The sequence below is a fragment of the Acidovorax sp. 107 genome (genome assembly GCF_003058055.1).
Lineage (GTDB): Bacteria > Pseudomonadota > Gammaproteobacteria > Burkholderiales > Burkholderiaceae_C > Acidovorax.
On the sequence record NZ_QBTZ01000001.1, the window covers coordinates 527,567 to 551,022 of the forward strand.

General features: G+C 66.5%; 23 protein-coding genes. 11 read left to right on the top strand and 12 right to left on the bottom strand.

Annotated elements, in window-relative coordinates; genetic code table 11:
- Positions 1-149 precede the first annotated feature (149 nt).
- Together murJ and C8C99_RS02530 are read left to right on the top strand one after the other, a co-directional pair.
- Entirely contained in the window at positions 150-1,715 is a 1,566-nt protein-coding gene (murJ, locus tag C8C99_RS02525; protein ID WP_056639601.1) for a murein biosynthesis integral membrane protein MurJ, read from the top strand.
- Positions 1,716-1,806: 91 nt separating this feature from the next.
- A complete protein-coding gene (locus tag C8C99_RS02530) occupies positions 1,807-2,658 on the top strand; it encodes a SirB1 family protein (protein ID WP_056639731.1) in 852 nt (283 codons plus the stop codon).
- A gap of 28 nt (positions 2,659-2,686) precedes the next feature.
- Here the strand turns inward: C8C99_RS02530 and C8C99_RS02535 are convergent, their stop codons facing one another.
- Both C8C99_RS02535 and C8C99_RS02540 read right to left on the bottom strand, forming a co-directional pair.
- Positions 2,687-3,535: a plasmid replication/partition related protein gene (locus tag C8C99_RS02535; RefSeq protein ID WP_108624871.1), complete on the bottom strand. Its 849-nt coding sequence runs from the start codon at positions 3,533-3,535 to the stop codon at positions 2,687-2,689.
- Between the two features lie 60 nt (positions 3,536-3,595).
- Complete coding sequence (locus tag C8C99_RS02540; protein WP_108624872.1) at positions 3,596-4,636, bottom strand: transporter; 1,041 nt, start codon at positions 4,634-4,636, stop codon at positions 3,596-3,598.
- Between the two features lie 149 nt (positions 4,637-4,785).
- Here C8C99_RS02540 and ppk2 point away from each other — a divergent pair, with 149 nt between their 5' ends.
- The gene (gene ppk2 / locus C8C99_RS02545; protein ID WP_056067080.1) at positions 4,786-5,700 is read left to right on the top strand and encodes a polyphosphate kinase 2; all 915 of its coding nucleotides are present in this window, start codon (positions 4,786-4,788) and stop codon (positions 5,698-5,700) included.
- 21 nt (positions 5,701-5,721) lie between these two features.
- Here the strand turns inward: ppk2 and C8C99_RS02550 are convergent, their stop codons facing one another.
- From C8C99_RS02550 to C8C99_RS02570, 5 genes are all read right to left on the bottom strand, one after another.
- Positions 5,722-6,111, bottom strand: a complete 390-nt coding sequence (locus C8C99_RS02550; RefSeq protein WP_056639593.1) for a histidine kinase — start codon at positions 6,109-6,111, stop codon at positions 5,722-5,724.
- Positions 6,108-6,614, bottom strand: coding sequence for a GAF domain-containing protein (locus C8C99_RS02555; RefSeq protein ID WP_108627008.1), 507 nt, complete (start codon positions 6,612-6,614; stop codon positions 6,108-6,110). The genes C8C99_RS02550 and C8C99_RS02555 overlap by 4 nt, the downstream gene beginning before the upstream one ends.
- A 107-nt stretch (positions 6,615-6,721) precedes the next feature.
- The gene (locus tag C8C99_RS02560) at positions 6,722-7,717 is read right to left on the bottom strand and encodes a GlxA family transcriptional regulator (protein WP_108624873.1); all 996 of its coding nucleotides are present in this window, start codon (positions 7,715-7,717) and stop codon (positions 6,722-6,724) included.
- 27 nt (positions 7,718-7,744) lie between these two features.
- The gene (locus C8C99_RS02565) at positions 7,745-8,359 is read right to left on the bottom strand and encodes a DJ-1/PfpI family protein (protein ID WP_108627009.1); all 615 of its coding nucleotides are present in this window, start codon (positions 8,357-8,359) and stop codon (positions 7,745-7,747) included.
- A gap of 59 nt (positions 8,360-8,418) precedes the next feature.
- A complete protein-coding gene (locus C8C99_RS02570) occupies positions 8,419-8,979 on the bottom strand; it encodes a cysteine hydrolase family protein (RefSeq protein ID WP_108624874.1) in 561 nt (186 codons plus the stop codon).
- Positions 8,980-9,300: 321 nt separating this feature from the next.
- Between C8C99_RS02570 and C8C99_RS02575 the strand changes: the two genes are divergently transcribed.
- Positions 9,301-10,410, top strand: coding sequence for a PHB depolymerase family esterase (locus C8C99_RS02575; protein WP_108624875.1), 1,110 nt, complete (start codon positions 9,301-9,303; stop codon positions 10,408-10,410).
- Positions 10,411-10,515: 105 nt separating this feature from the next.
- Here the strand turns inward: C8C99_RS02575 and C8C99_RS02580 are convergent, their stop codons facing one another.
- The 3 genes from C8C99_RS02580 to C8C99_RS02595 all read right to left on the bottom strand — a co-directional run bounded on the left by C8C99_RS02580 (position 10,516) and on the right by C8C99_RS02595 (position 14,272).
- Positions 10,516-11,622, bottom strand: coding sequence for an AI-2E family transporter (locus C8C99_RS02580; protein WP_199226295.1), 1,107 nt, complete (start codon positions 11,620-11,622; stop codon positions 10,516-10,518).
- 33 nt (positions 11,623-11,655) lie between these two features.
- Positions 11,656-12,705, bottom strand: a complete 1,050-nt coding sequence (gene purM / locus C8C99_RS02585) for a phosphoribosylformylglycinamidine cyclo-ligase (protein WP_108624876.1) — start codon at positions 12,703-12,705, stop codon at positions 11,656-11,658.
- Positions 12,706-13,054: 349 nt separating this feature from the next.
- A complete protein-coding gene (locus tag C8C99_RS02595; protein ID WP_108624877.1) occupies positions 13,055-14,272 on the bottom strand; it encodes an MFS transporter in 1,218 nt (405 codons plus the stop codon).
- 259 nt (positions 14,273-14,531) lie between these two features.
- On the opposite strand from C8C99_RS02595, the gene hda reads away from it, so the two are divergent.
- From hda to C8C99_RS02625, 6 genes are all read left to right on the top strand, one after another.
- Positions 14,532-15,230 carry a DnaA regulatory inactivator Hda gene (gene hda / locus C8C99_RS02600; RefSeq protein ID WP_108627011.1) on the top strand — a complete coding sequence of 233 codons (699 nt, stop codon included), beginning with the start codon at positions 14,532-14,534 and terminating at the stop codon, positions 15,228-15,230.
- 35 nt (positions 15,231-15,265) lie between these two features.
- Positions 15,266-15,976, top strand: a complete 711-nt coding sequence (locus C8C99_RS02605) for an HAD family phosphatase (RefSeq protein WP_108624878.1) — start codon at positions 15,266-15,268, stop codon at positions 15,974-15,976.
- 41 nt (positions 15,977-16,017) lie between these two features.
- The gene (gene pcnB / locus C8C99_RS02610; protein ID WP_108624879.1) at positions 16,018-17,628 is read left to right on the top strand and encodes a polynucleotide adenylyltransferase PcnB; all 1,611 of its coding nucleotides are present in this window, start codon (positions 16,018-16,020) and stop codon (positions 17,626-17,628) included.
- Positions 17,629-17,675: 47 nt separating this feature from the next.
- A complete protein-coding gene (gene folK / locus C8C99_RS02615) occupies positions 17,676-18,200 on the top strand; it encodes a 2-amino-4-hydroxy-6-hydroxymethyldihydropteridine diphosphokinase (RefSeq protein WP_056639571.1) in 525 nt (174 codons plus the stop codon).
- Between the two features lie 415 nt (positions 18,201-18,615).
- Positions 18,616-19,569 carry a glycosyltransferase family 2 protein gene (locus C8C99_RS02620; RefSeq protein WP_108627012.1) on the top strand — a complete coding sequence of 318 codons (954 nt, stop codon included), beginning with the start codon at positions 18,616-18,618 and terminating at the stop codon, positions 19,567-19,569.
- Positions 19,562-21,139, top strand: a complete 1,578-nt coding sequence (locus tag C8C99_RS02625) for a glycosyltransferase family 39 protein (protein ID WP_108624880.1) — start codon at positions 19,562-19,564, stop codon at positions 21,137-21,139. Before C8C99_RS02620 ends, C8C99_RS02625 begins: the two co-directional genes overlap by 8 nt.
- Here the strand turns inward: C8C99_RS02625 and C8C99_RS02630 are convergent.
- Positions 21,099-21,530, bottom strand: a complete 432-nt coding sequence (locus C8C99_RS02630; protein WP_108624881.1) for a GtrA family protein — start codon at positions 21,528-21,530, stop codon at positions 21,099-21,101. The two genes, C8C99_RS02625 and C8C99_RS02630, sit on opposite strands and share 41 nt — an antisense overlap.
- On the opposite strand from C8C99_RS02630, the gene C8C99_RS02635 reads away from it, so the two are divergent.
- Complete coding sequence (locus C8C99_RS02635) at positions 21,507-22,382, top strand: ChbG/HpnK family deacetylase (RefSeq protein WP_108627013.1); 876 nt, start codon at positions 21,507-21,509, stop codon at positions 22,380-22,382. The genes C8C99_RS02630 and C8C99_RS02635 overlap by 24 nt on opposite strands.
- 93 nt (positions 22,383-22,475) lie before the next feature.
- On the opposite strand, the gene C8C99_RS02640 is transcribed toward C8C99_RS02635, so the two are convergent.
- Positions 22,476-23,456, bottom strand: coding sequence for a tripartite tricarboxylate transporter substrate binding protein (locus C8C99_RS02640; protein WP_056639564.1), 981 nt, complete (start codon positions 23,454-23,456; stop codon positions 22,476-22,478).

The window sequence follows — 23,456 nt, forward strand, 5'->3', positions numbered from 1 at the left end:
CCTCCCCCACTTCCTGCCCGCCTCACAGGCACTGTTCACAGTGGGTGATCCACACCCTCATGAAGGATCATCGCTTGAAGCGTCTGTCGCCTCATTGGTCTGCACTGCCTCCTGAAAGTGCGCGCCTGCAAGCGCATACACTCCCGCCGGTGTCACTGTTCAAAGCCGCCTCCACCGTTTCCCTGTTGACCCTCGTCTCCCGCATCACGGGGCTGGTGCGCGAGTTGCTCATGGCCTCCGTCTTTGGGGTCAGCGCCATGACGGACGCCTTCAATGTGGCGTTCCGCATTCCCAACCTGTTCCGCCGGGTGCTGGGCGAGGGCGCCTTCAGCCAGGCCTTTGTGCCGGTGCTGGCCGCCACCCGGGCCGAAGATGGCGACGACGGCGCCAAGGCGCTGATCGACCATGTGGGCACCTTGCTGGCCTGGACGCTGGTGCTGCTCTGCATCGCCGGTGTGCTGGGCGCGCCCTGGATGGTGTGGGCCATGGCCAGCGGCATGAAGCAGTCCCCCCAAGGCTTTGACGCCGCCGTCACGATGACGCGCTGGATGTTCCCCTACATCGGCTTCATGTCTCTGGTGGCGCTGGCCGGGGGCATTCTCAATACTTGGAAGAAGTTTGCGGTGCCCGCCGCGTCGCCGGTGCTGCTCAACATCGCCCTCATCCTGTCCATCACGTTGGGCGCGCCCTTGTTTGCACGCCACGGCATCGAGCCCATCTATGCCCAGGCAGCGGGCGTGATGCTGGGCGGCCTGCTGCAACTGGCCATCCAGGTGCCTGCGCTACTGCGCCTGGGGCTGCTGCCCCGCATTGGCGTGCGCTGGGCTGCCATCCGTGCGGCCTGGGCCGACCCCACCACCCGCAAGGTGGCGCGCCTGATGCTGCCCGCCTTGCTGGGGGTGAGCGTGGCGCAGGTGTCCCTGCTCATCAATACACAGATTGCCTCGCACCTGGCCACCGGCAGCGTGAGCTGGATCACCTATGCCGACCGCCTGATGGAGCTGCCCACCGCCTTGCTGGGCGTGGCGCTGGGCGTGGTGCTGATGCCGCAACTGGCCAGCGCCCGCGCCAAGCAAGACGACGAACGCTATTCGGCCATGCTCGACTGGGGGTTGCGGCTGGTGGTGGTGCTGTCGGTGCCCTGCATGGTGGCGCTGCTGGTGTTTGCCAAACCGCTGGTGGCCGTGCTGTACCACTACGGCGCTTTTGCCGACCGGGATGTGCAGCAGACCACCCTGGCCCTCGCGGGCTATGGGGTGGGCATTGTGGGTATCGTGGCCATCAAGGTGCTGGCGCCTGGCTACTTTGCCAAGCACGACATGCGCACCCCCATGCTGATTGCGGTGGCGGTGCTGGCGCTCACGCAGATGATGAACTTTGTGCTGGTGCCTTACTTGCAGCACGCGGCGCTGACGCTGTCCATCGGGGTAGGGGCGATCATCAACGCCACCTGGCTGTTGGTGGGCCTGCTGCGGCGTGGCAGCTACCGGCCCCTGCCGGGTTGGGGGCGGTTTGCCCTGCAGGTGGTGGCGGCCAGTGCCTTGCTGGCCGTGCTGCTGGCGTGGGGTGCCCAGCATTTTGATTGGGTGGAAATGAAGGCACAGCGCCTGCAGCGCATTGGCCTGCTGGCCGCCATGATGGTGGCCGCAGCGGTGCTGTACTTCGGCGCCCTGTGGGCGGCTGGCCTGAAGCTGCGCCAGTTGCTGCGCCGCTGAGCGGCAGTGGCAGATCTGGCCCCCGAAATACCCTGCAAAGCCCGTCCTTCTGTGGCTTGACGCCATGGCGACGGCCCCGTACAAAGCTGCCATGTCCCTGAGCCTTTCCGTGCCCACCTCGCTGGAGTACTTTGCATCGTTGGTGCAAAGCGACGACCACTTTCCGCTGCTTGAGGCCGCCGCCAGCCTTGCGCAGGATGAGTACCCCGAGTTCGACGTGCAGCAACTGCTGGGCGACGTGGATCAGCTGCAGGCCCGCATCAAGCGCCGCCTGCCTGCCGACGCGCCCGCGCTGCAGCGGCTGCGCACGCTCAACCAGTTCTTTTTTGCCGACCTGGGTTTTGGCGGCAACATCAACAACTACTACGACCCCGAAAACAGCTACCTCAACGCCGTGCTGCGCACGCGCCGGGGCATTCCCATCAGCCTGGCCGTGCTGTGGATGGAGCTGGCACAGGGGCTGGGCCTGCACGCGCGGGGCATTGCGTTCCCGGGGCACTTCATGGTCAAGGTGCTGCTGCCCAAGGGCCAGGTGGTGCTGGACCCGATCTCGGGCCAGTCACTCAGCCGCGAGGAGCTGGCCGAGCGGCTGGAACCCTACAAGCGCCGCAACGGTCTGGTGGACGACTACGACGTGCCACTCGGCCTGTATCTGCAGGCGGCCACGCCGCGCGACATCATTGCGCGCATGCTGCGCAACCTCAAGGAGGTGCACCGTACGCAGCAGGACTGGCAGCGGCTGATTGCCGTGCTGGACCGGCTGATCGTCCTGTTGCCCCAGGCCTGGGGCGAGCGGCGCGACCGGGGCCTCGCGCATGCCGAGCGCGGCAACACAGCCGAGGCCGTGGCCGACCTGGAGGCCTATCTGGCCCACAGCGAAGACGGGCTCGACATCGACCTCATCGCCGACCGGCTGAGCGCCCTGCGCAACGCCAACGGGTGATTCCCGGCGGCGGGCGTCAAAAACAGTTTCAGAACGGGGTGCTGTCTGCGGGCAGGGCCGCCTGCAATTGCGCCACCTGCCGGCGCAGTTCGGTGTTCTCAGCCGTCAGCTCGGCCACGCGGATGCGCAGCGTGTGCAACTCGTCAGTATTGGCCTCGGCACCGGCGGCCGGTTCCGCTGTAGCTTTGTCTTCTGACGGAGCCTCCTCGCGCGGCTTGCGCTTGTTGAGTTCGCGCACCCGCTTCGCTGCCTGCTTGAGTTCGTCCTTGCCGGCCACAGCGGCCGCCACCTGTTCCTCGGCGGGCAGGGTGGCCACAGCGGCCGCAGCGTTGATGGAGATGGTGCCGGACTTGACGGCGGCTACCAGCTCGGGCGCGGCCTGCTTCTGGATTTTTTCGATCATCACCACTTGGCTGCTGCTTAGGCGTGCAGCCTTGGCAATGGCCTCGCGGCTGTTCAGCGGGTCGGGGGCGGGCAGGGCGGCTGCGGCCTCGGAAGCGTCAGCGGTGGGAGCGGCTTCGGCGGTCTCTGTGGAGGTGGCTGCGCGCGCCTTGCGCTCGGCCATGATCTCGCGCTTGCGCAGCGCGAGCACGCCGCGCTGGAAGTCCGACACGCTGCGGCGGCCCAGGTGCTGGTCGATCATCCAGAGGTGCACGTCCTCCATCGACTGAAAGCGCGGGTTCTGCACGGTCTGGAACGGCAGGCCATGCTTTTGGCAGATGCCATAGCGGTTGTGGCCGTCTACCAGCACATCGCCCCACAGCACCAGCGCGTCGCGGCAGCCCTCGGCCAGGATGCTGCGTTCCAGCGCGTCATGTTCGTCGGGGGTCAGGGGTTCGATGTAGGCTTTGAGTTCTTCGTTGACGACGATGTTCATGGTGCAGGCGGTCCGGGGATCTGGGCAAGGGGCGCGATTGTAGAGGCCCTGCGTTGGCGGCTACGCGTCGCCCGTGCCTCGCAGGGCCAGCCAGCCCGCCACGGCCGTGAAGGCCGCCACCACGGCCACGATGATCCAGAAGCCGTGGCCGTTGTCCGCCAGCGGCACGCCGCCCACATTCATGCCGAACAGGCCAGCCAGAATGTTGATGGGCAGAGCCAGCACCGTCACCACCGTCAACACAAACAGGCTGCGGCTGTTGGCCTCCTGCACGCTGGCGGCAATTTCTTCCTGCAGCAGCTTGATGCGCTCCTGCAGGCCTTGCATGTCGCGCAGCACCACCGAAAACTCCTCGGTCGAATCGCGCAGCTCCTGCGCGTCGTCGGCGCCCATCCAGGCAGGCGGGTGTTGCAGCAGGCGAAACAGCGCCGCCGGCTCGGGCGCCAGCAGCCGCTGAAGGCGCACCAACAGGCGCCGCAACACACCCAGCCGAGCGCGCTTGTGGTCCAGGCGGCCAGCCAGCAGCGCGTCTTCCACATCGTCGATGCGTTGTGTCACGCCCCGCACGATGTCCACCAGGCCCGAGGCCTGGGTGCGCATCAGCTCGGCCAGCAGCGCTACGCTGGAGCAGGGCGCGTTGCCGCTGCGCACAGCGGTGCGCAATGCGTCCACCGACCGCAGTGGGCGCGTGCGGCCCGTCACCATCAGATGGGGCGCCACGCTGGTCCACAGGGTGGCAATGTCTGAGGGCTCGAACGCAAAGTCAAAGTGGGCGTCGTTGAGCACGGCAATCAGCGTGTCATCGTCGCGCTCGATGCGGGTGGAGACCGAGCGGTCCTTGAGGGCGTCAAAAAAAGCCGCAGGCAGGGCTGCGTGACGCTCCATCCATCGCACGGCCTGCGCGTGGCTCAGGTTGAAGTGCAACCACAGGAACTGGCCTGGCGGCGCTGCGCCCGCCTGCAGGCTGGCCAGCCATTGCGCGGCCTGGGCCGAATCCACCTCGTGCGGCGGGGTGTCGGTGCCCAGCAGGTAGCCGCAGATCAGCCCGGCGGCATCTCCGCCGTAGTTCTGGCTGGCGCTGGCGGTGAGGGGGGCGGACAAAAGGGGGGTGTGGTCTGCGGGCGGCACGGCCTCGCATGCTGGCCTCTGGGCATGACAGTGTCGTGACAGATCACGCCAGTGTCACGGCGTTGTCACCGCAGCCGACCACCATTGCGCATCTGTTTTGCACTACCGCCGGATGCTTGCCCATGTTCTATAATAACGCCCTCGACACGCAGGAGCTGATGCAACGCATCGCCAACGACCTGATTGACAGCTATGACGAAGAGCTGGAACTGGAGATCGAAGACCGCGAGGTCGATGACATCGGCGCCCCCAGCCCCGGCGACAAGCTGGCGCGCCAGCAGTACTTCAAGGACTTGTTTCGCCTGCAGGGCGAGCTGGTCAAGCTGCAGGACTGGGTGCAGCACAGCCGCCAGAAGGTGGTGATCCTGTTCGAGGGGCGCGATGCCGCAGGCAAGGGTGGCGTCATCAAGCGCATCACCCAGCGGCTGAACCCGCGCGTGGCCCGCGTGGCCGCACTACCAGCGCCCAATGACCGTGAGCGCACGCAGTGGTACTTTCAGCGCTATGTAGCGCACCTGCCTGCGGCGGGCGAGATGGTGCTGTTTGACCGCAGCTGGTACAACCGCGCGGGCGTTGAGCGGGTGATGGGCTTTTGCACTGACGACGAATACGAAGAGTTCTTCCGCACCGTGCCCGAGTTTGAAAAGATGCTGGTGCGCTCGGGCATCACGCTCGTCAAATACTGGTTCTCCATCACCGACGAAGAGCAGCACCTGCGCTTTCTGGGTCGCATCCACGACCCGCTCAAGCAATGGAAGCTCAGTCCTATGGACCTGGAAAGCCGCGTGCGCTGGGAGGCTTACACCAAGGCCAAGGAGACCATGCTGGAGCGCACCCACATCCCCGAGGCGCCCTGGTGGGTGGTGCAGGCGGTGGACAAGAAAAAGGCGCGCCTGAACTGCATTGCCCACCTGCTGTCGCAGCTGCCTTACCAGGAGGTGCCGCACCCGCCCGTGGTGCTGCCCGATCGCGTGCGCAACCCCGAATACCTGCGCCAGCCCGTGCCTGCCAGCATGTACGTGCCAGAGATCTACTGAGGTACCCGGCGCGCTGCGCGGTTATCTGTCCTTCAGCAGGGCAATGGTGGCGATCACGTCCCGCACCTTGAAGGGCTTGATCAGCACACGCCGCACCTGCAGCGCCTTCATTTTCACGGCGGTGGACGCATCCACCTGTGTGGTGGTCACGGCCACTGGCACATCGGCACTGACGGCCAGCGCATCGTTGCGCACCTGCTCCAGCAGGGCGACGGCCTCCTGCTCTTGCTCGTCCAGCGAGACGATCACGCCCGCATAGCTCTCATGGCTCAGCCGCTGCTGGGCCATGCGCACGCTGTTCACCTGCCGCACCACGGGCAGGTTCAGCTGGCGGGCCGTGGCCACGATGATGCTGCCGGTCAGCGAACTGGGTTCTACCAACAGGATGTCCTGGGGGCTGCGGTCGCTCATGGGGCGGGCGCTCCCTGTTCGCGCCGCACCAGCTCTTCCACCGCCAGATCGCGCAGGGAGCCGAGGATGGCCAGATCGATGTCGTCCAGGGTGCGCGGTTTGTTGTCGATCAGGCACAGCGTGCCCACGTTGTGCCCATTGGGCAGCTTGAGCGGAGCGCCTGCATAGAACTGGATGTGAGGTTCACCCGTCACCAGCGGGTTGCCGATGAAGCGCTCGTCCTGGTTCACATCGGGCACCACCATGATGTCGTCCTGCAGGATGGCGTGGCCGCAGAACGAGATGCCGCGTGCTGTCTCGCACTGGTCCATGCCCACCCGCGACTTGAACCACTGGCGGTCGTCGTCGATCAGTGAGAGCAGCGCCGTGGGCACATCAAACTCTTGTGCGGCAAACGCGGTCAGGCGGTCGAACCGCTCCTCGGGCGGTGTGTCCAGAATCAGCAACTGGCGCAGGGCCTGCAGGCGGTCGGGCTCGTCGGCGGGGCGGGGTGGTTCTTGCATGGTGGCGGCCCGGGTGGGTGGTGCGGCAAAGCGCACCGATTATCGGCCGGTGCCGTTTGATTTGCACGGCGACGGGTCATCGATGTCCGTCTCGTGTGCGTGACCGATCAATGGCTGCGCGCGCTGCCCAGCGACGGCGTGCCGCCGCGCCCGAACTGGTGCCAGGCCCGGCGCAGCTGCGTGTCAGAGCTGAAGCCCGCCATCAGCGCGGCCTGCGTCACGTTCTGGCCCGAGCGCAGCGCGGCCTCGGCCGTGGCCAGGCGAATGCGGCGCAGGTACTGCAGCGGGGCGATGCCCGCATGTTCCAGAAACAGCCGCGTCAGGTGCCGTGGCGAGGTGTGTGCCACCTCGGCCATCTGCGGCACGCTCCAGTCGGCCTGGGGCTGCTGGCCCACGGCGTCCTGCACGCGGTGCAGGGCCGGGTGCAGGTGGTTGCGGTGGTGCAAGAACGGCGAAAACTCGGGGTCGTTGGGCCCGCGGCGCAGCGCCACCACCATGGCCTGCGCTACCTGCGCTGCCAGCGCAGGGCCGCAGGTGTCCGAGATGCGGTGCAGCAGCAGGTCGATGCCGGTGGTCACACCCGCGCTGCTGTACACCGCGCCATCGGCCACAAACACACGGTTGGCCACCACGTCGCAGCGCGGGTCCACGGCGGCCAGCTCGTCCAGGTGCTGGTGGTGCGTGGTGGCGCGGCGCCCTGTCAGCAGGCCGGCGTGGGCGGCCAGCACCGAGCCCGCGCACACGGTGACCAGATCCAGCTGCCCGGCCACGGGCCGCAGGCCGCGCAGCCAGTGCAGCAGCGCGCGGGCCGCATCGCTCTCCACGTCAATGTGTTGGCCGGCCAGTCCCACCAGCACTACCCAGGCGGGCGTGGGCAGGGTGGTAGGCAGCGGCTCCAGCCCTGTCAGCACGGCGCCCACCGAAGTCATGGATTGCGGGGTGGGGCTCACGAAATGCTGCACAAACCGCTCGGGCTGGCCCCGGCCTACCAAGGCCTGGTTGGCGATGCGCAGTGCTTCGGCCGGGCCGGCCCAGTCCAGCACCAGGCTACCCGGCAGCAGGGCGAAATAGACGTGGATGGAGGAGGAGGTCGGGTTCTGCATCGATGGCGTTGATTGGCTAAAAGCGTGTCATGGCTGAGGGTTCCAGGGCGTGTCCATCTGGCGGGCCGTGCGCTCGGACAGCGCCGCGCCCAGCAGCCGGGTGACCATATGCAGGCTCATGTCGATGCCCGCGCTGATGCCGGCCGATGTGACCAGCGCACCCCGGTCCACCCAGCGCACATTCTCCCGCACGTTGAGCGCGGGGTACTGCGTGCGCAGGTCCGCAATATCCTCCCAGTGCGTGGTGGCCGGGCCTTCGGTCAGCACACCGGCTGCGGCCAGGATGAAGGCCCCCGTGCACACCGAGGCCGTGATCTGCGCGGCCCCAGCAGCCTGGACCACCCAGGCGCGGGTGGCGGGGCAGGCGGCAGCGGCATCGACCACGCCGCCGGGCACGATGAGCACGTCGGGCACGGTGGCGCAGGCAAAGTCCGCATCGGGCAACACGCGCAGGCCCGCGCGGGCGCGCACCGGGGCCATGCTGCGGGCTACGCACTGCACCACAAACGGTGCGGCAGCCTCCGGGTGCTGCCGCTGGTGCATGCGGCTGGCGGTGGTGAAGACCTCGTAGGGCCCGCCCAGGTCCAGGGCCTCCACGTCGTCGAACACCAGGATCGCGACCTGCAACGGCTGCGTGCTCACTGGTGCACCTTCGGCTTCGCCTGCGGTGCGAGCTTGCTTGGGGCGGCCCGGCGCGGCGCTCATGCGGCTGCCCGGTCCAGAGCCTGCTGCACGGTGCACAGCGTTGCAAAGCGGCCCTGCAGCACGGTGGCGGTGCGGGTCTTGATGTCGGCTGCGGCCAGCACCTGGCCGTCGGGCTGCACCATGTCCCAGGTCAGGGTGGCATCGGTCACGTAGTCCACATTCCAGCCCAGGTCCGAGGCGTGGCGCGTGGTGGTTTCGCAGCACTGTTCAGTGCGAATGCCGCTGATGATGAGGCGCTGGATGCCATGGCGCGTGAGCCACACATCGAGGCCCGTGCCCACCAGTGCGCTGTGGCGCGACTTGGTGAAGGTGGCCGCCGCCTCAAAAGGCGCCAGACCGTCAAGCGCGCGCACCTGGCCCGAGGCCTGCGAGAACGGGTTCTCGGTGACCTCCGGGCCTTCGCTATGGAACACGCGCAGCACCGGGATGCCCCGCGCCACACTCCCGTCGATCAGCGCGTTCTGCGCCTGCAGGTAGGCGGGCAGGTCGTGTTCGGTGAAAAAAGGGCGGTGGCGGAACGATTCCTGGACATCGATCACTATCAGACAGGTTTTCATGATGCGCTTTCAAAGGAAGTGGTTGGGATGTGCCTATGTTCGTTGTTCAAAGGCGCGAGGTCCGAACCGACGGAGACAGGATTCGATCAATTTAAGCCATCATCATTTTGCGGGTGGACAGACCTGGCTGTGCGTGCAGGCGCCTTTCATGCGCTGGGGATGCCATACCAGGAGGTTTTGAGGCCAAATCGTTGGTAGGCGCCCGTGAATCATGCTTCTATAGCTATTAAAAAAGTAGCGACATCTATTCCAGGCAGGAAGCTGTTAAGGTGACTAGGGTTTTCCCTGTGTTTTCGACATCGCCTGCAAGACCACCTGCCTATGCCCCGCCGCTCCCGCCTGTTCTCGCTGTCGTCCCTGGCGCGGGCCTACCAGCGCAATCTCAAGGCTTTCGCGCGGGTTGCGCGGGCCACCACCCAGCCGGTGCGGGCCAAGGCGGCGTCCAAGCTGCGGGCGGCGCCGCGCAAGGTGGCGGTGGCCAAAGGGCCCTCCACGGCCCGTGCGCCGCGCTCGGCCGGCAAGCCGGTGCCGGTGCGGGGCGAGTGGATCTCCGGCGTTGCGCCCGGCCCGGCGGGGGCGCGGCGGTTTCATGCGTATGTGTCCACCGGGCTGGCCCTGCGTCCGGGCGAAAAGCTGCCGCTGCTGGTCATGCTGCACGGCTGCGGCCAGACGGGGCGGGACATTGCCGCCGTGTCGCGCATGAACCGGCTGGCGGCGCGCCATCGGTTCGTGGTGCTGTATCCCGAGCAGGAGCGCGTGGCCAACGCCCAGGGCTGCTGGAACTGGTTTGAACGCCGCAATGGCCGCGCCGAGGCCGAAGCCGCCACGCTGCTGGCCGCCGTGGACAAGGTGGCGCGCCGCCTGCCGGTGGACCCTGCGCGGGTGGCGGTGGCCGGGCTGTCGGCAGGCGCCAGCATGGCAGTGCTGATGGCGGCGCTGTTCCCTAACCGGTTCTGCGCCGTGGCCATGCATTCCGGCGTGGCGCCCGGCACGGCCGAATCGGCTGCCACCGCCCTGGCCGCCATGCATGGCCGCCGCGAAGCCCATCTGCCCGACCTCCCTGCGGCTACCGCTGCAGCCACCCCGGTGCTACCCGTTGGCGCCCCTGCGGCCTTGCCCCCTCTGTTGATCCTGCATGGCGATGCCGATGGTGTGGTGTCGGTGCGCAATGCTGCAGCCACCGCTCAGTTGTGGGCCGATGCGCTGGGCGCGCGGGCGGGTGCCATCCGCACCTTGCAGCGGGGCCAGCGCTACCCCATGCGGGTGACCGAATTCAAGGCCCGCGGGCGCACCATGGTCGCCCTGCGCGAAGTGGTCGGGCTGGCCCATGCCTGGAGCGGCGGCACCGCCCAGTTGCCCTACAGCGACCCGGCCGGTCCGGATGCGTCGGCGCTCATCTGGGCCTTTGTGGCCCGGCAATTCGGAAAATAGCCAAGAAAATGGCCGCAAGCGCTCGTGCATATTGCGCTAGCTGCTATCAAAAGATGACTGAAAAAGCCATGGGGTGCCTCCTGGGCAGGGGGCGCAACCTCGGGGTCACACCAGCCGAGCGGCCACCAGTTCCTTCTTGAGGTAGGCGTAGAACAGCGGCGCCGCCACCAGCCCCGCAGGGCCAAACACGGCCTCGGCTACGAACATGACGGACAGCAGCTCCCACACACCCATCTGGGTGCGGCGGCCCACCACCTTGGCGTTGATCACATATTCGGCCTTGTGGATCAGGATCAGGAAGCCCAGGCAGGCGGCGGCCGCGAGCGGCGACACCGACAGCCCCACGATGGTGATCACCACGTTGCACACCAGGTTGCCCACGATGGGCACCAGCCCGGCCACGAAGGTGAAGGTGATCAGCACCGGCGTGTAGGGCAGCTGCAGCCCCCAGATCGGCAGCACAAACAGCAGAAACAGGGCGGTGAGCAGGGTGTTGAAGGCCGCGATCCAGAACTGCGCCGCCACGATCTGGCGGAACGCCTCGCCGAACAGCGTGATGCGCAGCTTGAGCTGCTGGGCCAGCGGGCCGCGCGCCAGCACCGGCGGACGCACCGCAGCCAGCGCGCCAATGAGCAGGCCCACGTAGGCAAACAGCACACCGGCCAGCCACGCCCGCCCTGCCATGGCCAGCGCACCGGCCTTGGCGCCCAGGTAGCTGGCAATGATGCGCTGGATGTCCGCCACGCCCTCGGGCAGGTGGGCGGCCATGTCGGCGGGCAGCTTCAGGCGCAGCTCCAGCACCGTGCGGGCCATGTAGGTGAGCAGTTCCTGGTACTGCTGCGGTGCGCTAACGAGATAGCCGCGCGAATGCGTGAAGCCCACCGCCAGCAGTGCCAGCGGCAGCAGCATCACCAGGCCAGCCGCCGTGACCTGCGCCACGCGCAGGTGGGTGGCGGACGGCGTGACCTGGCGCTGAACGCGGCCCAGCCCTGCGGCAAACCAGCCCGTGAGCGCGCGGGTCAGCAAAAAGCCCAGGCACACGCACAGCAGCCCGGGCAGCAGGCCGCGCCACATCACCAGCAGCAGCGCAGCGGCCACCAGCAAGTAGCTGGCCACCACGATGCTCTGGCTCAGGGCGCGCGGCGGCAGGGTGGTGGGCGTGGGCTCAGTCTGCGCTGAGTGGGCGGGTGCCGGAGCGGGGCGCTGCGCCATGCGCGGTAAGGGGGCAGTGTTCCAGGTCGGGTATCAGGCCACCACCACGGAGGCGCCTTCGCCACGCGCGGCGATCGTGCCAATCGCATACACCTGCTCGCCCGCAGCGCGCAGCGTGGCGGCCGTGGCTTCGGCGTTGGCCGCATCCACCACCACCACCATGCCGATGCCGTTGTTGAAGGTGCGGTTCATCTCGATGTCGTCGATGCCGGCGGTCTTTTGCAGCCAGGCGAACAGCTCTGTCTGGGGCCAGCTGCCCTTCTTGAGGTGGGCGGCGGTGCCCTCGGGCAACACGCGGGGGATGTTCTCCAGCAGGCCGCCGCCAGTGATGTGGGCCAGGGCCTTGATGGGGTGAGCAGCCAGCGCGGCCAGCACGTTTTTCACGTACAGACGGGTGGGTTCCATGATGGCCTGCTTGAAGGGCTTGCCGTCCAGCGTGGCGGGCACGGCGCCCTGGCTTTCAGCGCGGTCAATGCACTTGCGCACCAGCGAGAAGCCGTTGGAGTGCACGCCGTGGCTGGCCAGGCCCAGCACTACGTCGCCAGGGGCCACGTCCTTGCCGGTCAGGATCTTGGATTTTTCGACCGCGCCCACGGCAAAGCCGGCCAGGTCGTATTCACCCGCCGGGTACATGCCGGGCATTTCGGCGGTTTCGCCACCGATCAGGGCGCAGCCCGAGAGCTCGCAGCCCTTGGCAATGCCGCCGACCACGGCGGCGGCCGTGTCCACGTCGAGCTTGCCGCAGGCGAAGTAGTCCAGGAAGAACAGGGGCTCGGCGCCCTGCACCAGCACATCGTTCACGCTCATGGCCACCAGGTCGATGCCCACGGTGTCGTGCATGTTCCATTCAAACGCCAGCTTGAGCTTGGTGCCCACGCCATCGGTGCCGGAGACCAGCACGGGCTCCTGGTAGCGCTTGGGCACCTCAAACAGCGCGCCAAAGCCGCCGATGCCCGCCAGCACACCTTCGCGCATGGTCTTCTTGGCCAGCGGCTTGATGCGCTCGACCAGGGCGTCGCCCGCGTCGATGTCAACGCCGGCGTCTTTGTAGGAGATGGGGGTGGAGGGGGCAGAAGAGCTCATGGATGGTGTGGTGCTGGTAGGCCCGCCGGGCGGGCTGGAATCCGGGGATTTTAAGGGGCACGCCTCGGCGCCCCGGCACAGAGCCTGTTCAAGGTCTTTTTGGAGATCGCATTGGAGTGCAATCGGGATGAGTGGATGCTTCGGATGCGCCGCATGGGCTCATGCCCATGCAAGCAGCCGGGGCGTCCAATCGCCCGATTTCACTCCAACCCTTCGGGCAAGTGCCTTGCCGGGCGGTTTGCGGCGTTGCGGCACTTGCCAATAGCACAGGCTATTGGCTGCGCCCCGCGCCTTGCACCCCATCCCGGCAAGGTACTTGTGCGACTCCAAAAAGACCTTGAACAGGCTCTTACCCCTGTGTGGCAGGGGGCTTTGGGGTGCGACCGTGCCAGGTAGATTGCACCAGCACGCCGGCCAGCGCCAGCGTGGCAAACAGCATTCCGGCGCCAAACGCGGCGCTGGCGCCCAGCCGGTCCCACAGCAGGCCCGCCAGGCCGCTGGCCACCAGCAGCGCCACACCGCTGACCAGGTTGAACATGCCAAACGCCGTGCCCCGTAGGTCGGCCGGTGCGGTGTCGGCCACCATCGTGGCCAGCAGCCCCTGCGTCATGGCCATGTGCAGGCCCCACAGCGCAATGCCCAGCCAGGCAACGGCGCCCCGGTCGCTGAAGGCCAGCAGCGCATCGGCCGCAATCAGCACCACTAGCCCCCAGGCCAGCAGCGTGGTGTGGCGGGTGCTGTCTGCCAGTTTGCCCAGCGGATAGGCACCCAGCGCAAACACCACGTTCATCAGCACCAGCACCAGGGGCGTCCAGGCCAGGGACAGGCCGCCCTGCTGCACGCGCAGCACCAGAAACGCCTCGCTAAAGCGGGCCAGCGTGAACACGGCGCCCAAGGCCACCACCCCCCAGTAGGCGCCACCCAGGCGTCGCAGGTTCTCGCGGCGGATGGGGTTGGTGCGCACGGCGCAGGCGGTGCGTTCGGGCTCTTGCACGCCCACCAGCAGCAGGGCCACACACAGGGCGGCCGGAATCACCGCCACCCAGAACACGGCGCGGAAGTCATTGGCCCACAGCAGCATCAGCCCCATGGCGAGCAAGGGGCCCAGAAACGCGCCCACGGTGTCCAGCGACTGCCGCAGCCCGAACGCCGCGCCCCGCATGCCGGGCGGCGCCAGGTCGGCCACCAGCGCATCGCGCGGCGCGCCGCGGATGCCCTTGCCCACGCGGTCGATGAGGCGCGCCGTGACCACCAGGCCCACGGTGGGCGCGATGGCAAACAGCGGCTTGGACAGCGCCCCGAGCCCGTAGCCCAGCACCGCCAGCGGCTTGCGCCGCCCCCACCAGTCGCTCAGTACGCCCGAGAAAACTTTCAGAACCAGCGCCGTGGCCTCGGCTGCGCCCTCGATGAGGCCCACGGCCAGCATGCTGACCCCCAGCGAGGTGACCAGGAACACGGGCAGCAGGCTGTGGATCATCTCGGACGACACGTCCATCAGCAGACTGACGAAGCCCAGCGCCCAGATGCTCGCGGGCAGACGCTTGGCGGGGGAGGCAGGAGCTGTCATGGTGCAAGGCAGGCGAGGGTGAGGCCGAGCGGCGGCTGGCAGCAGACTAAAATCGCGGCCATTGTCGCCCAGCCCCTGCCAGGGAGCCGGTCGGTGACCACGCGCCGTACGCCACTTTGTCGCCGCGCCTGGCCGGAGTCATCGACGGCCCGGTGCCTTCCCACCCACTTGTGATGCCGCTGCTGACCCTCTTCCTGACCGCCGCTTCCGCACCTTCCGCCACGGTTCAGCCTGCGCTGTGCGGGTGCCGCGCATGACGATGAAGCAACTGGCGCTGGACATCGGCCTGGCCACCGGGCCGACTCTGGAGCGTTTTTTCCCCGGACCCAATGAGGCCGCGCTGCAGCACCTGCGCCTGGCCGCCGGGGCAGGCAGCAGCGAAGCCACCCGTTCCCCGGTCCCCACCTACCTGTGGGGCGAACCGGGCAGCGGCAAGACCCATTTGCTGCAGGCCGTGCGCCAGGCCCTGCGCGAGCAGGGCTCCAGCGTGGGCTGGCTCGACCCCTCGGTGGCCGAGCCGCCGGATTTTGATGAAAGCTGGGCCGCCGTCGTCATGGACGACGTGCACCTGTACAGCACCGCCCAGCAGGCCACCGCCTTCAACTGGTTCGTCAACGCCATCAGCCCCGCCAGCGGCAGCCAGCGCTGGGTGCTGGCTGCGGGCGATCTGCCCCCCGCCGACCTGCCGCTGCGCGACGACCTGCGCAGCCGCCTGGGCTGGGGCCATGTGTTCCAGCTGCAGCTGCTGGGCGAGGCCGAGCGCCGCGCTGTGCTGCGCCAGGAGGCCGACGCCCGCGGCGTGTTTCTGGGCGATGAAGTCATGGATTACATGCTCAACCGCTTTTCGCGCGACCTGGGCAGCCTCATGCAGCTGCTGGACCAGCTCGACGCGTTTGCCTTGCGCACCCAGCGCGCCATCACGATTCCGTTGCTCAAGACGATGCTCGAATCGGAGTGACGCCGTGCCCTACTTTTGCCTTTTTGTGACTTTGAATGACTTCTGAACCTCGCCGCCTGCGGCTTGCGCTGTTTGACCTGGACCACACGCTACTGCCGCTCGACTCCGACTACGAGTGGGGCGAGTTCACCATCCGCATCGGCTGGAACGACCCGGTGGAGTTCGCGCGCCGCAACGACGAGTTCTATGCCCATTACCAGGCCGGCACGCTCGACGTCCACGACTACGTGCGCTTTGCCACCGAGGCCGTGCGCCTGCGTGGGCCCGAGGCCGCAGCGGTGGCGCACCAGCAATTCATGCGCGAGGTCATCAGCCCGGCCATCAAACCCCAGGCGCTCGAACTGATCCGCCAGCACCAGGCGGCGGGCGACGAGGTGCTGATCGTCACCGCCACCAACGAGTTCGTGACCACGCCCATCGCCCAGGCACTGGGTGTGCCGCAGCTGCTGGCCGTGCAGCTGGTGCGCGATGCCAGTGGCTGGTACACCGGCGAGATCGACGGTATCCCCACCATGCGCGAAGGCAAGGTGCGCCGCATGGAACAATGGCTGGCCGAGCGGCAGCTCAGCTGGGCCGATGTGGAGAGCACGTTCTACAGCGACTCCATGAACGACGTGCCCCTGCTGGAAAAGGTGAACCACCCGGTCGCCACCAATCCCGACCCACGCCTGCGCGCCCTCGCCCAGGAGCGCGGCTGGCGCATACTGGACCTGTTCGCGGCCCCCACAGGCCAGGATGCCTCCTGACACCTGCGCCCAGCGCCCGACCCCCTGATACCTCCCTACCCATGATCAAGAAGTTCATCGACAAACTGCTGGGCAAATCGACGCCTGGAGCCTCGGGCGGCAAGCCCCACTTCGGCAAGCGCGAAGAGGTGCCGGCCTCGGTGCACGGCATCAACCCCGATCTGGTGGACCGCCGTGCCGCCGAGGTGGTGCAGACGCTCAAGGACGCGGGCTTCGAGGCCTACATCGTGGGCGGCGCCGTGCGCGACCTGCTGCTGGGCCTGCGCCCCAAGGACTTCGACGTGGCCACCAACGCCACGCCCGAGCAGGTCAAGGGCCTGTTCCGCCGCGCCTTCATCATCGGCAAGCGCTTTCGCATCGTGCACGTGGTGCACGGCCGGGGGCGTGAGCACGAGGTGATCGAGGTCTCGACCTTCCGTGCCTACCTCGACAACGCCGCCGCGGGCCAGGTGGCGGGCAACGAAAAGACCAGCAAGGCGCAGCTGTCCAGCATGCAGCATGCCGTGGACGCCAGCGGCCGCGTGCTGCGTGACAACGTCTGGGGCCCGCAGGACGAAGATGCGACGCGCCGCGACTTCACCGTGAACGCCATGTACTACGACCCGGTGAGCCAGGTCGTGGTGGACTACCACAAGGGTTTGCAGGACGCCAAGAAGAAGACGCTGCGCATGATTGGTGACCCCGCCACACGCTACCGCGAAGACCCGGTGCGCATCATCCGCGCGGTGCGCTTTGCCGCCAAGCTCAGCCCGCTGGGGTTCAGCATCGACGCCAAGTCGGCAGCGCCCCTGGTGCAGTCGCAGGCACTGCTGGCCGAGGTGCCCCAGAGCCGCATGTTTGACGAAATGCTCAAGCTGCTGCAGACGGGCCACGCCATTGCCACCATCGAGCAACTGCGCAAGCTGGGCATGGCCAAGGGCATTTACCCGTTGCTCGATGTGGCGGTGGAGCGTGCCGACACCCCGTTCGTCAAAGCCGCTCTGGTGGACACCGACCGCCGCGTGAACGAAGGCAAGCCCGTGGCCCCCAGCTTCTTGCTGGCCTGCGTGCTGTGGGAAGACGTGCGCAATGGCTGGCAGGAGCGCCTGAACCAGCGCCAGCACCCGCTGCCCGCGCTGCAGGAGGCCATCGACGAGGTGTTCGACAAGCGCATCGGCGACGTGTCGGGCCGGGGCAAGCTCGCAGCCGACATGCGCGAGATCTGGGTCATGCAGCCGCGCTTTGAAAAGCGCGTGGGCAATACGCCGTTCGGCATGGTGATGCAGCCGCGCTTCAGGGCCGGGTTCGACTTCATGCGTCTGCGTGCCGATGTGGGCGAGGTGGAAGAAGCGCTGGCCGAGTGGTGGCAGGACTTCCAGGCCGCCGACGACGAGCGCCGTGATGACCTGATGGACCAGGCCAAGGAAGAGCAGAAGGCGCGCCAGAAAGTGCAGCCTGTGGTCAAGCGCGTACCCCGCGCCGCACCCGCGGCCGATCCGCGCCGTGTGCCCCGTGCCGATGGCTCGGCGCCGGTCGCTGCTGGGTCGGATGCTGGGCCCGCGGACGGCGACACCGAATTCCCCTCAGACGGTGCTGCCCCCAAGAAGCGCCGCCGCCGCCGTCGCAAGCCGGGTGGTGGCGAAGGCGCCGCCCCCGCCACTGCGGGCGAGTGACGTTACCGAGAGCTGCCTTGACCGTGGCTGAGCCGGCGCATCCGGTGATGAGCGATGCCGAGGGTGGCGCCCCGCGGGCAACCCCTGCGGTTTCCGTATTTATCGGCCTGGGCGCCAACCTGGGGGACCGGGAAGCCACCCTGCGCGCGGCCTTGGCCGCCATCGGCCGGTTGCCCGGGACGCAGCTTCTGCGTGTATCGCCCCTCTACGGCAGCGCGCCGGTCGATGCCGGTGGCCCGGACTACCTGAATGCTGTGGCCGAAGCAACCACCACCCTCGCGCCCGAGGCCCTGCTGCAGGCATTGCAATCCATCGAACAAGCCGCGGGCCGCGAGCGCCCCTACCGCAACGCCCCGCGCACGCTGGATCTGGACATCCTGTGGTTTGGCGACTGTGTGATGGACACCCCCGCACTCACCGTGCCCCACCCCCGCATGGCCGAGCGTGCGTTTGTGTTGCGCCCCCTGGCCGACCTGGTGCCGGATCGGGTGGCGGCGTCCGCCTTGTCCGGGGTGGCAGACCAGTCCATTCGCTGCATTGCAAAGGCCGATTGGGTAGATTCTCCTGATTGATCAAGGTACGCGGGACAATTTCGCCAGGTGCCCTAAGCAAGCTCATTCGTTGCGCATCCAGAGTGGCCGTTTAGAGCTTTCCCTGTCCTGTTCATGTCGGAACTGAGCGCAAGGGGCTTTTCCGCTCACGCTGCTGGACAAATGCTCGGGGCGCAGTTTTCGGGCCTCAGAGTCCTTATTCAAGTCGACTGCAACGTGCGCTTGACCAGGAACAGCGGAAGCCGTTCACTGAGTTTTGACGCCGCTCTTAATGCGCAGTTAAGTGGCGGCAGACACATTCATTGCTTGCCCTTTTTCTACGGGCGGAGAATGTTGCGTGAATCACCCGTTGATTGCAAAGGAAGTCGTCGCGCTCGTTGACCGAGCGGCCGAACAACCCGTTGCCTACAGCGCCGTCGCTGACCGTTCCGGTGAACTGCGCACCCTGCAGTCCATCAGCTGCGTGATCCCATGCTACAACGAAGCCGAAAATCTGGAGCGCCTGCTGCCGTTGGTGTGCGAAGCGCTGGCCAGGTTGGCCCCGCGGTGGGAGATCGTGCTGGTCGATGACGGTAGCTCGGACGGCACCGCCGAGCGCCTGCGGGAATGGACGCTCCAGCCTGGCGTGCGGGGGGTGCGGCTGTCGCGCAACTTTGGCAAAGAAGCTGCGCTCACGGCCGGTCTGCAGGTCGCTGCGGGCGACGTGGTGGCGACGATGGATGCGGACCTTCAGCATCCCCCTGCCTTGCTGGATAGCTTCGTGCGCCACTGGCGCGCCGGGGCCGACGTGGTGTACGCAGTGCGCAAGCACCGCGAGACCGAGAGTGCCTTCAAGCGCTTGGGGGTACGCTGGTTTTACCGCCTGATCAATGGAGCAGACCGGTTTGAGGTGCCGCCCGGCGCAGGGGATTTCCGCTTGATGGATCGCAAGGTGGTGGATGCACTGCTGGCGCTACCGGAGCGCAATCGGTTCATGAAGGGTTTGTACGCCTGGGTGGGATTTGAGGCAGTGGCAATACCCTATGTGCCTGATGCCAGGGTTCACGGACACAGTCATTTCAGTCCGATCCGCATGATCCGGTTGGCGTTGGATGGTTTGACGGCTTTCACCGTGTGGCCACTGCGTGCGGTGATTGCGCTGGGTTTTGTGTTGGCGCTGCTGGCGTTTGGCTATGGTGCGTACCTCACGGTCACCTACTTCCTGTACGGCCACGACGTGAGTGGCTGGACCACCATTGTTGTGAGTCTGATGCTGTTTGCCGGTATCCAGTTGGTTTCCCTGGGTGTGGTCGGTGAGTATGTGGGGCGCATCTACGAGGAAGTGAAGCGACGGCCGTTGTATGTCGTGGAGTCCGATTTGGGTCGTGGTTTGGGGGCGTTCCATGAATGATTGGAAGCGTTCGGGCGGACTGCGTGATGGAGTGCTTGTCGCCGCGTTGATTCTTTTTTGGCTGGCTGCCACTGCATGGGCGCGTCCCTTGATGCTGCCCGACGAGGGGCGGTATGTCTCGGTGGCCTGGGAGATGCTGCGTTCTGGTGATTGGCTGACACCGACGCTCAACGGCTTGCCCTTCTTCCACAAGCCACCCCTGTTTTATTGGATCACTGGCGCAGCGTTGTCGGTGGGAGGATTGACAGAGATTGCCGCCCGTGCGGCATCCATTGCTGGAGCGACCTTGGGCGCATTGTCTTTGTACCTCTTCACAAGGCACTGGTGTGGTTTGGCATCGGCACGGCGTGCCTTGTGGGTGCTCTTGGCTCAGCCTCTGTTTTTTGTGGGCGGGCAGTTCGCCAACCTTGACATGCTGGTAGCCGGCTGTATCACCGCCACGATCCTGGCGTTGGCCCATGCAGCCTTGTGTTTTGAGCAAGGGCTTGCTTACCGCAGGGCCTTGCTGCTGGCCTATGGCCTGTCCGCCTTGGGCGTTTTGGCCAAGGGGCTGATCGGCTTTGTGATACCTGCCATGGTGGTGGGCTTCTGGCTGGTGTTGCGCAGACGCTGGCGCACGGTCTGGGCGCTCATGTCCCCAACGGGGGCGATGCTGTTTTTGCTGGGGGCAGCCCCCTGGTTTCTTGCCATGCAGCAGCGTTTCGATGGCTTCCTGCACTATTTTTTTGTGGTGCAGCATTTCCAGCGCTTTGCAGCCGGCGGGTTCAACAACGTACAACCTGCATGGTTTTACCCCGTGGTTTTGGCGCTGATGAGTTTGCCTTGTCTGCTGTGGAGCCGCAGCTTGCTGACGCAGAGGTACTTTGTGGGGATAGCTGCGGTATCGCCTCAGCATGCCGCAGTGCGCCAGTTGATGGGGCTGGCGGTGTTTTGCGTGGTGTTGTTCTTTTCAATGCCGCAATCCAAGTTGCTAGGCTATATCTTCCCTGCCGTTGCTCCCTTGGCGTGGCTGATGGCCGACGCCAGCGGGGCATCAGCCACGGGAGCTTCACGCCAGCGCTGGTGGTGGGCCACTCTCGCGTTCAGTGCAGTGTTGGGGCTGGGTGTGGTGGCAGGGTTGGTGTGGGATCAACGCCATTCCACCCGCAACCTTGGGCTTGCTCTGCGCGAGTACCGGGCTGACGGCGAGCCCGTGTATTTCATTCGGAGCTATCACTACGACGTACCGTTCTATGCGCGTCTGCAAGACCCTGTGGTGGTGGTTGATGATTGGGATGATCCAGAAATTGCATTGCGCGATAACTGGCGCAAGGAGATGTCGGATGCAGGCGGATTCTCTCGCCAGCGCGCAGAACAGTTGCTGATGACGCCAGTAGCGCTGCCTGCGGCGCTTTGCCGCCAGCCGGTCAGCTGGGTGGTAGCGTCTGAGGCATTGCGCAAGCGCTACGATTTTCTGGCGCAAGCAGAAGCGGTGCTCACCTTGCGTGGGGAAACCCTGTGGCGCGTCGATGTGCGCCAGCCCGCACAGCTCAGCGCTCTGCGCTGCGCAGGAACGCCCAATGGCGGCTGAGCAAGTAGGTCGCTCCGGCCACCGAGACCAACACGCAGGCCAGCAGCAGGTCGTAGCGCGCCGAGGTCCACCGCAACAGCAATGCATAGGCGAGTTCGTTGACGAGAAAGCCTCCACCCGAAATACACAGGAAGCGCAACCCAGCGCTGCCCACGGAGGCACCATGACCGCGAAAGCTGAGCTGGTGGTGACCGGTGAACGACACCGTCAGTGCGACGATCCAGCCCACGACGTTTGCCTGCAGTGGCGCCCAATGCGCGAACGCCACCATGCCGGTGGCGACGCCCCAATGCACAGCAGCGGCGACGCATCCGACCACCACAAACCAGCCGATGCGGCCGCGCTGCTTGTTGGCAAATCGCAGGAGATGGGGTGGCCGGTTTTGGATCATGGTGGGGCACACCAGCTTAGCAGTTGGCGCAGCATCAGCATTTGCGTGGACGACTTTGGTTTACACCAAGGTATCAATGAGGCTGTATTCGCCCTGGCGCGACAGGGGCGTGTGCAGGCTGTGTCTGCCATGGTGGGCGGCGCGGCGTGGATAGAAGGCGCGCGGGGCTTGTTTGAGGTAGCACGCACAGGTAGCGTAGAAATAGGGTTGCACCTGGACCTCACAGAGTGTCCGATCAACCCCGCAAGCCGCCGGCCCTTGGGTCACCTGATTGCGCAGGCTTACCTGCACCAACTGGGCCCAGCAGCTCTGCGTGCAGAGGTAGCGAGTCAACTGGACGCTTTTGAAGCGGCTCTGGGCTGCGCTCCCGCCTATGTGGATGGGCATCAACACGTGCATCAGTTGCCGCAGGTACGCAATGTGCTGCTGCAAGAACTTGCCGACAGATATCCCTCGGGTGGGCTGTGGTTGCGCGCGACGCATGCACCGCAAGGAGCGGCACATCTTGATGCGCGCACTCGGTTCAAGAGCCACGTCATTGCGTGGTTGGGTGCACGGGCGCTATCGGCACTTGCGCAGCATCAGGGGCTGCGGCAAAACGCGCGGTTGCTGGGTGTCTATGACTTCCGTGGAGATGCTGCTCAGTACCGCGCCCGGCTCGATGCATGGCTGCATGCGGCTCGCCATGGCGATCTGCTGATGTGCCATGCCGGGCTGCTTTCACCAGGCGAGCATGATTTGCTGACAGCGGCTCGGCAGGCAGAGCTTGAGGTTCTTGGCGCAGAAGCTTTTGAGGACACTCTCCATGCTGCGCGCGTGCGTCTTGCGCCGATGGGGCAAATTTTGGCGTGACTGTCAGCGCAATGAAGGGCAGCGTCCATGCCGCCCCGCGAGGCGAGGGCGATACCGCGACACGGTACCACGGTACATCCATCGCCCCGCTTCTTAATCCACCTTGGCCCCGGACGCCTTCACCACCTGCTGGTACTTGGCACGTTCGCTGGCCATGAAGCTGTCGAACTGCTGCGGCGTGGTGGCCACGGGTTCGGCCAGCAGGGCGGCAAAGCGGGTCTTGGTCTCGGGCGCATTCAGCGCCGCCACAAAGGCCTTGTTCAGCTTGTCGATGATGGGCTTGGGCGTGGCGGCAGGCGCCACCAGGCCCCACCAGGTGTCGATGGAGAAGCCCTTGAACGTGGCAGACAGGGGCGGCACGCCCGGCAGCGAGGCCGAGGCGTCGAGCGAGGTCACGGCCAGCGCCTTGAGCTTGCCCGCGCGGATATTGGGCGCAGCGGCGGCCAAGTTGTCGATGTTGAAGTCCACCTCGCCCGCCAGTAGCGCCAGCTGGGCCGGGTTGGCGCCCCGGTAGGGGATGTGCAGGGCATAAATGCCAGCGCGCTGCTTGAACATTTCACCGGCCAGGTGGCCCGCGCTGCCGTTGCCGCCGCTGCCGTAGTTCAGCTTGGCGGGGTTGGCCTTGGCGTAGGCAATCAGGTCGGCCACGGTGTGGATCTTGAGCTGCTCGGCCTTGGCGGCGTTCATGACCAGCACGTTGGGCACGCGCACCATCTGCGTGATGCCGGCGAAGTCCTTGCCTGCGTCGTAGGGCATGCGGGCATACAGCCAGGGGTTGACCGCATGGGTGGCGGTGGCTGCGATACCAATCGTCAGACCGTCGGGTGCTGCCTTGGCAATGGCGTCGGCGCCAATGTTGCCGCCTGCGCCGCCCTTGTTGTCGATGATGACCGTGCCCAGCGAATCGCGCACGCGCTCGGCCAGCGCGCGGGCCGTCACATCGATGGGGCCGCCAGGTGCATACGGCACGATCAGGCGGATGGGCTGGCCGGCATCCTGCGCCGAAGCGATGGAGGGAGAAAACACCGTTGCGGCGGCAACGGCACTGGCGAGGAGGATGTTTCTGCGGTTCAT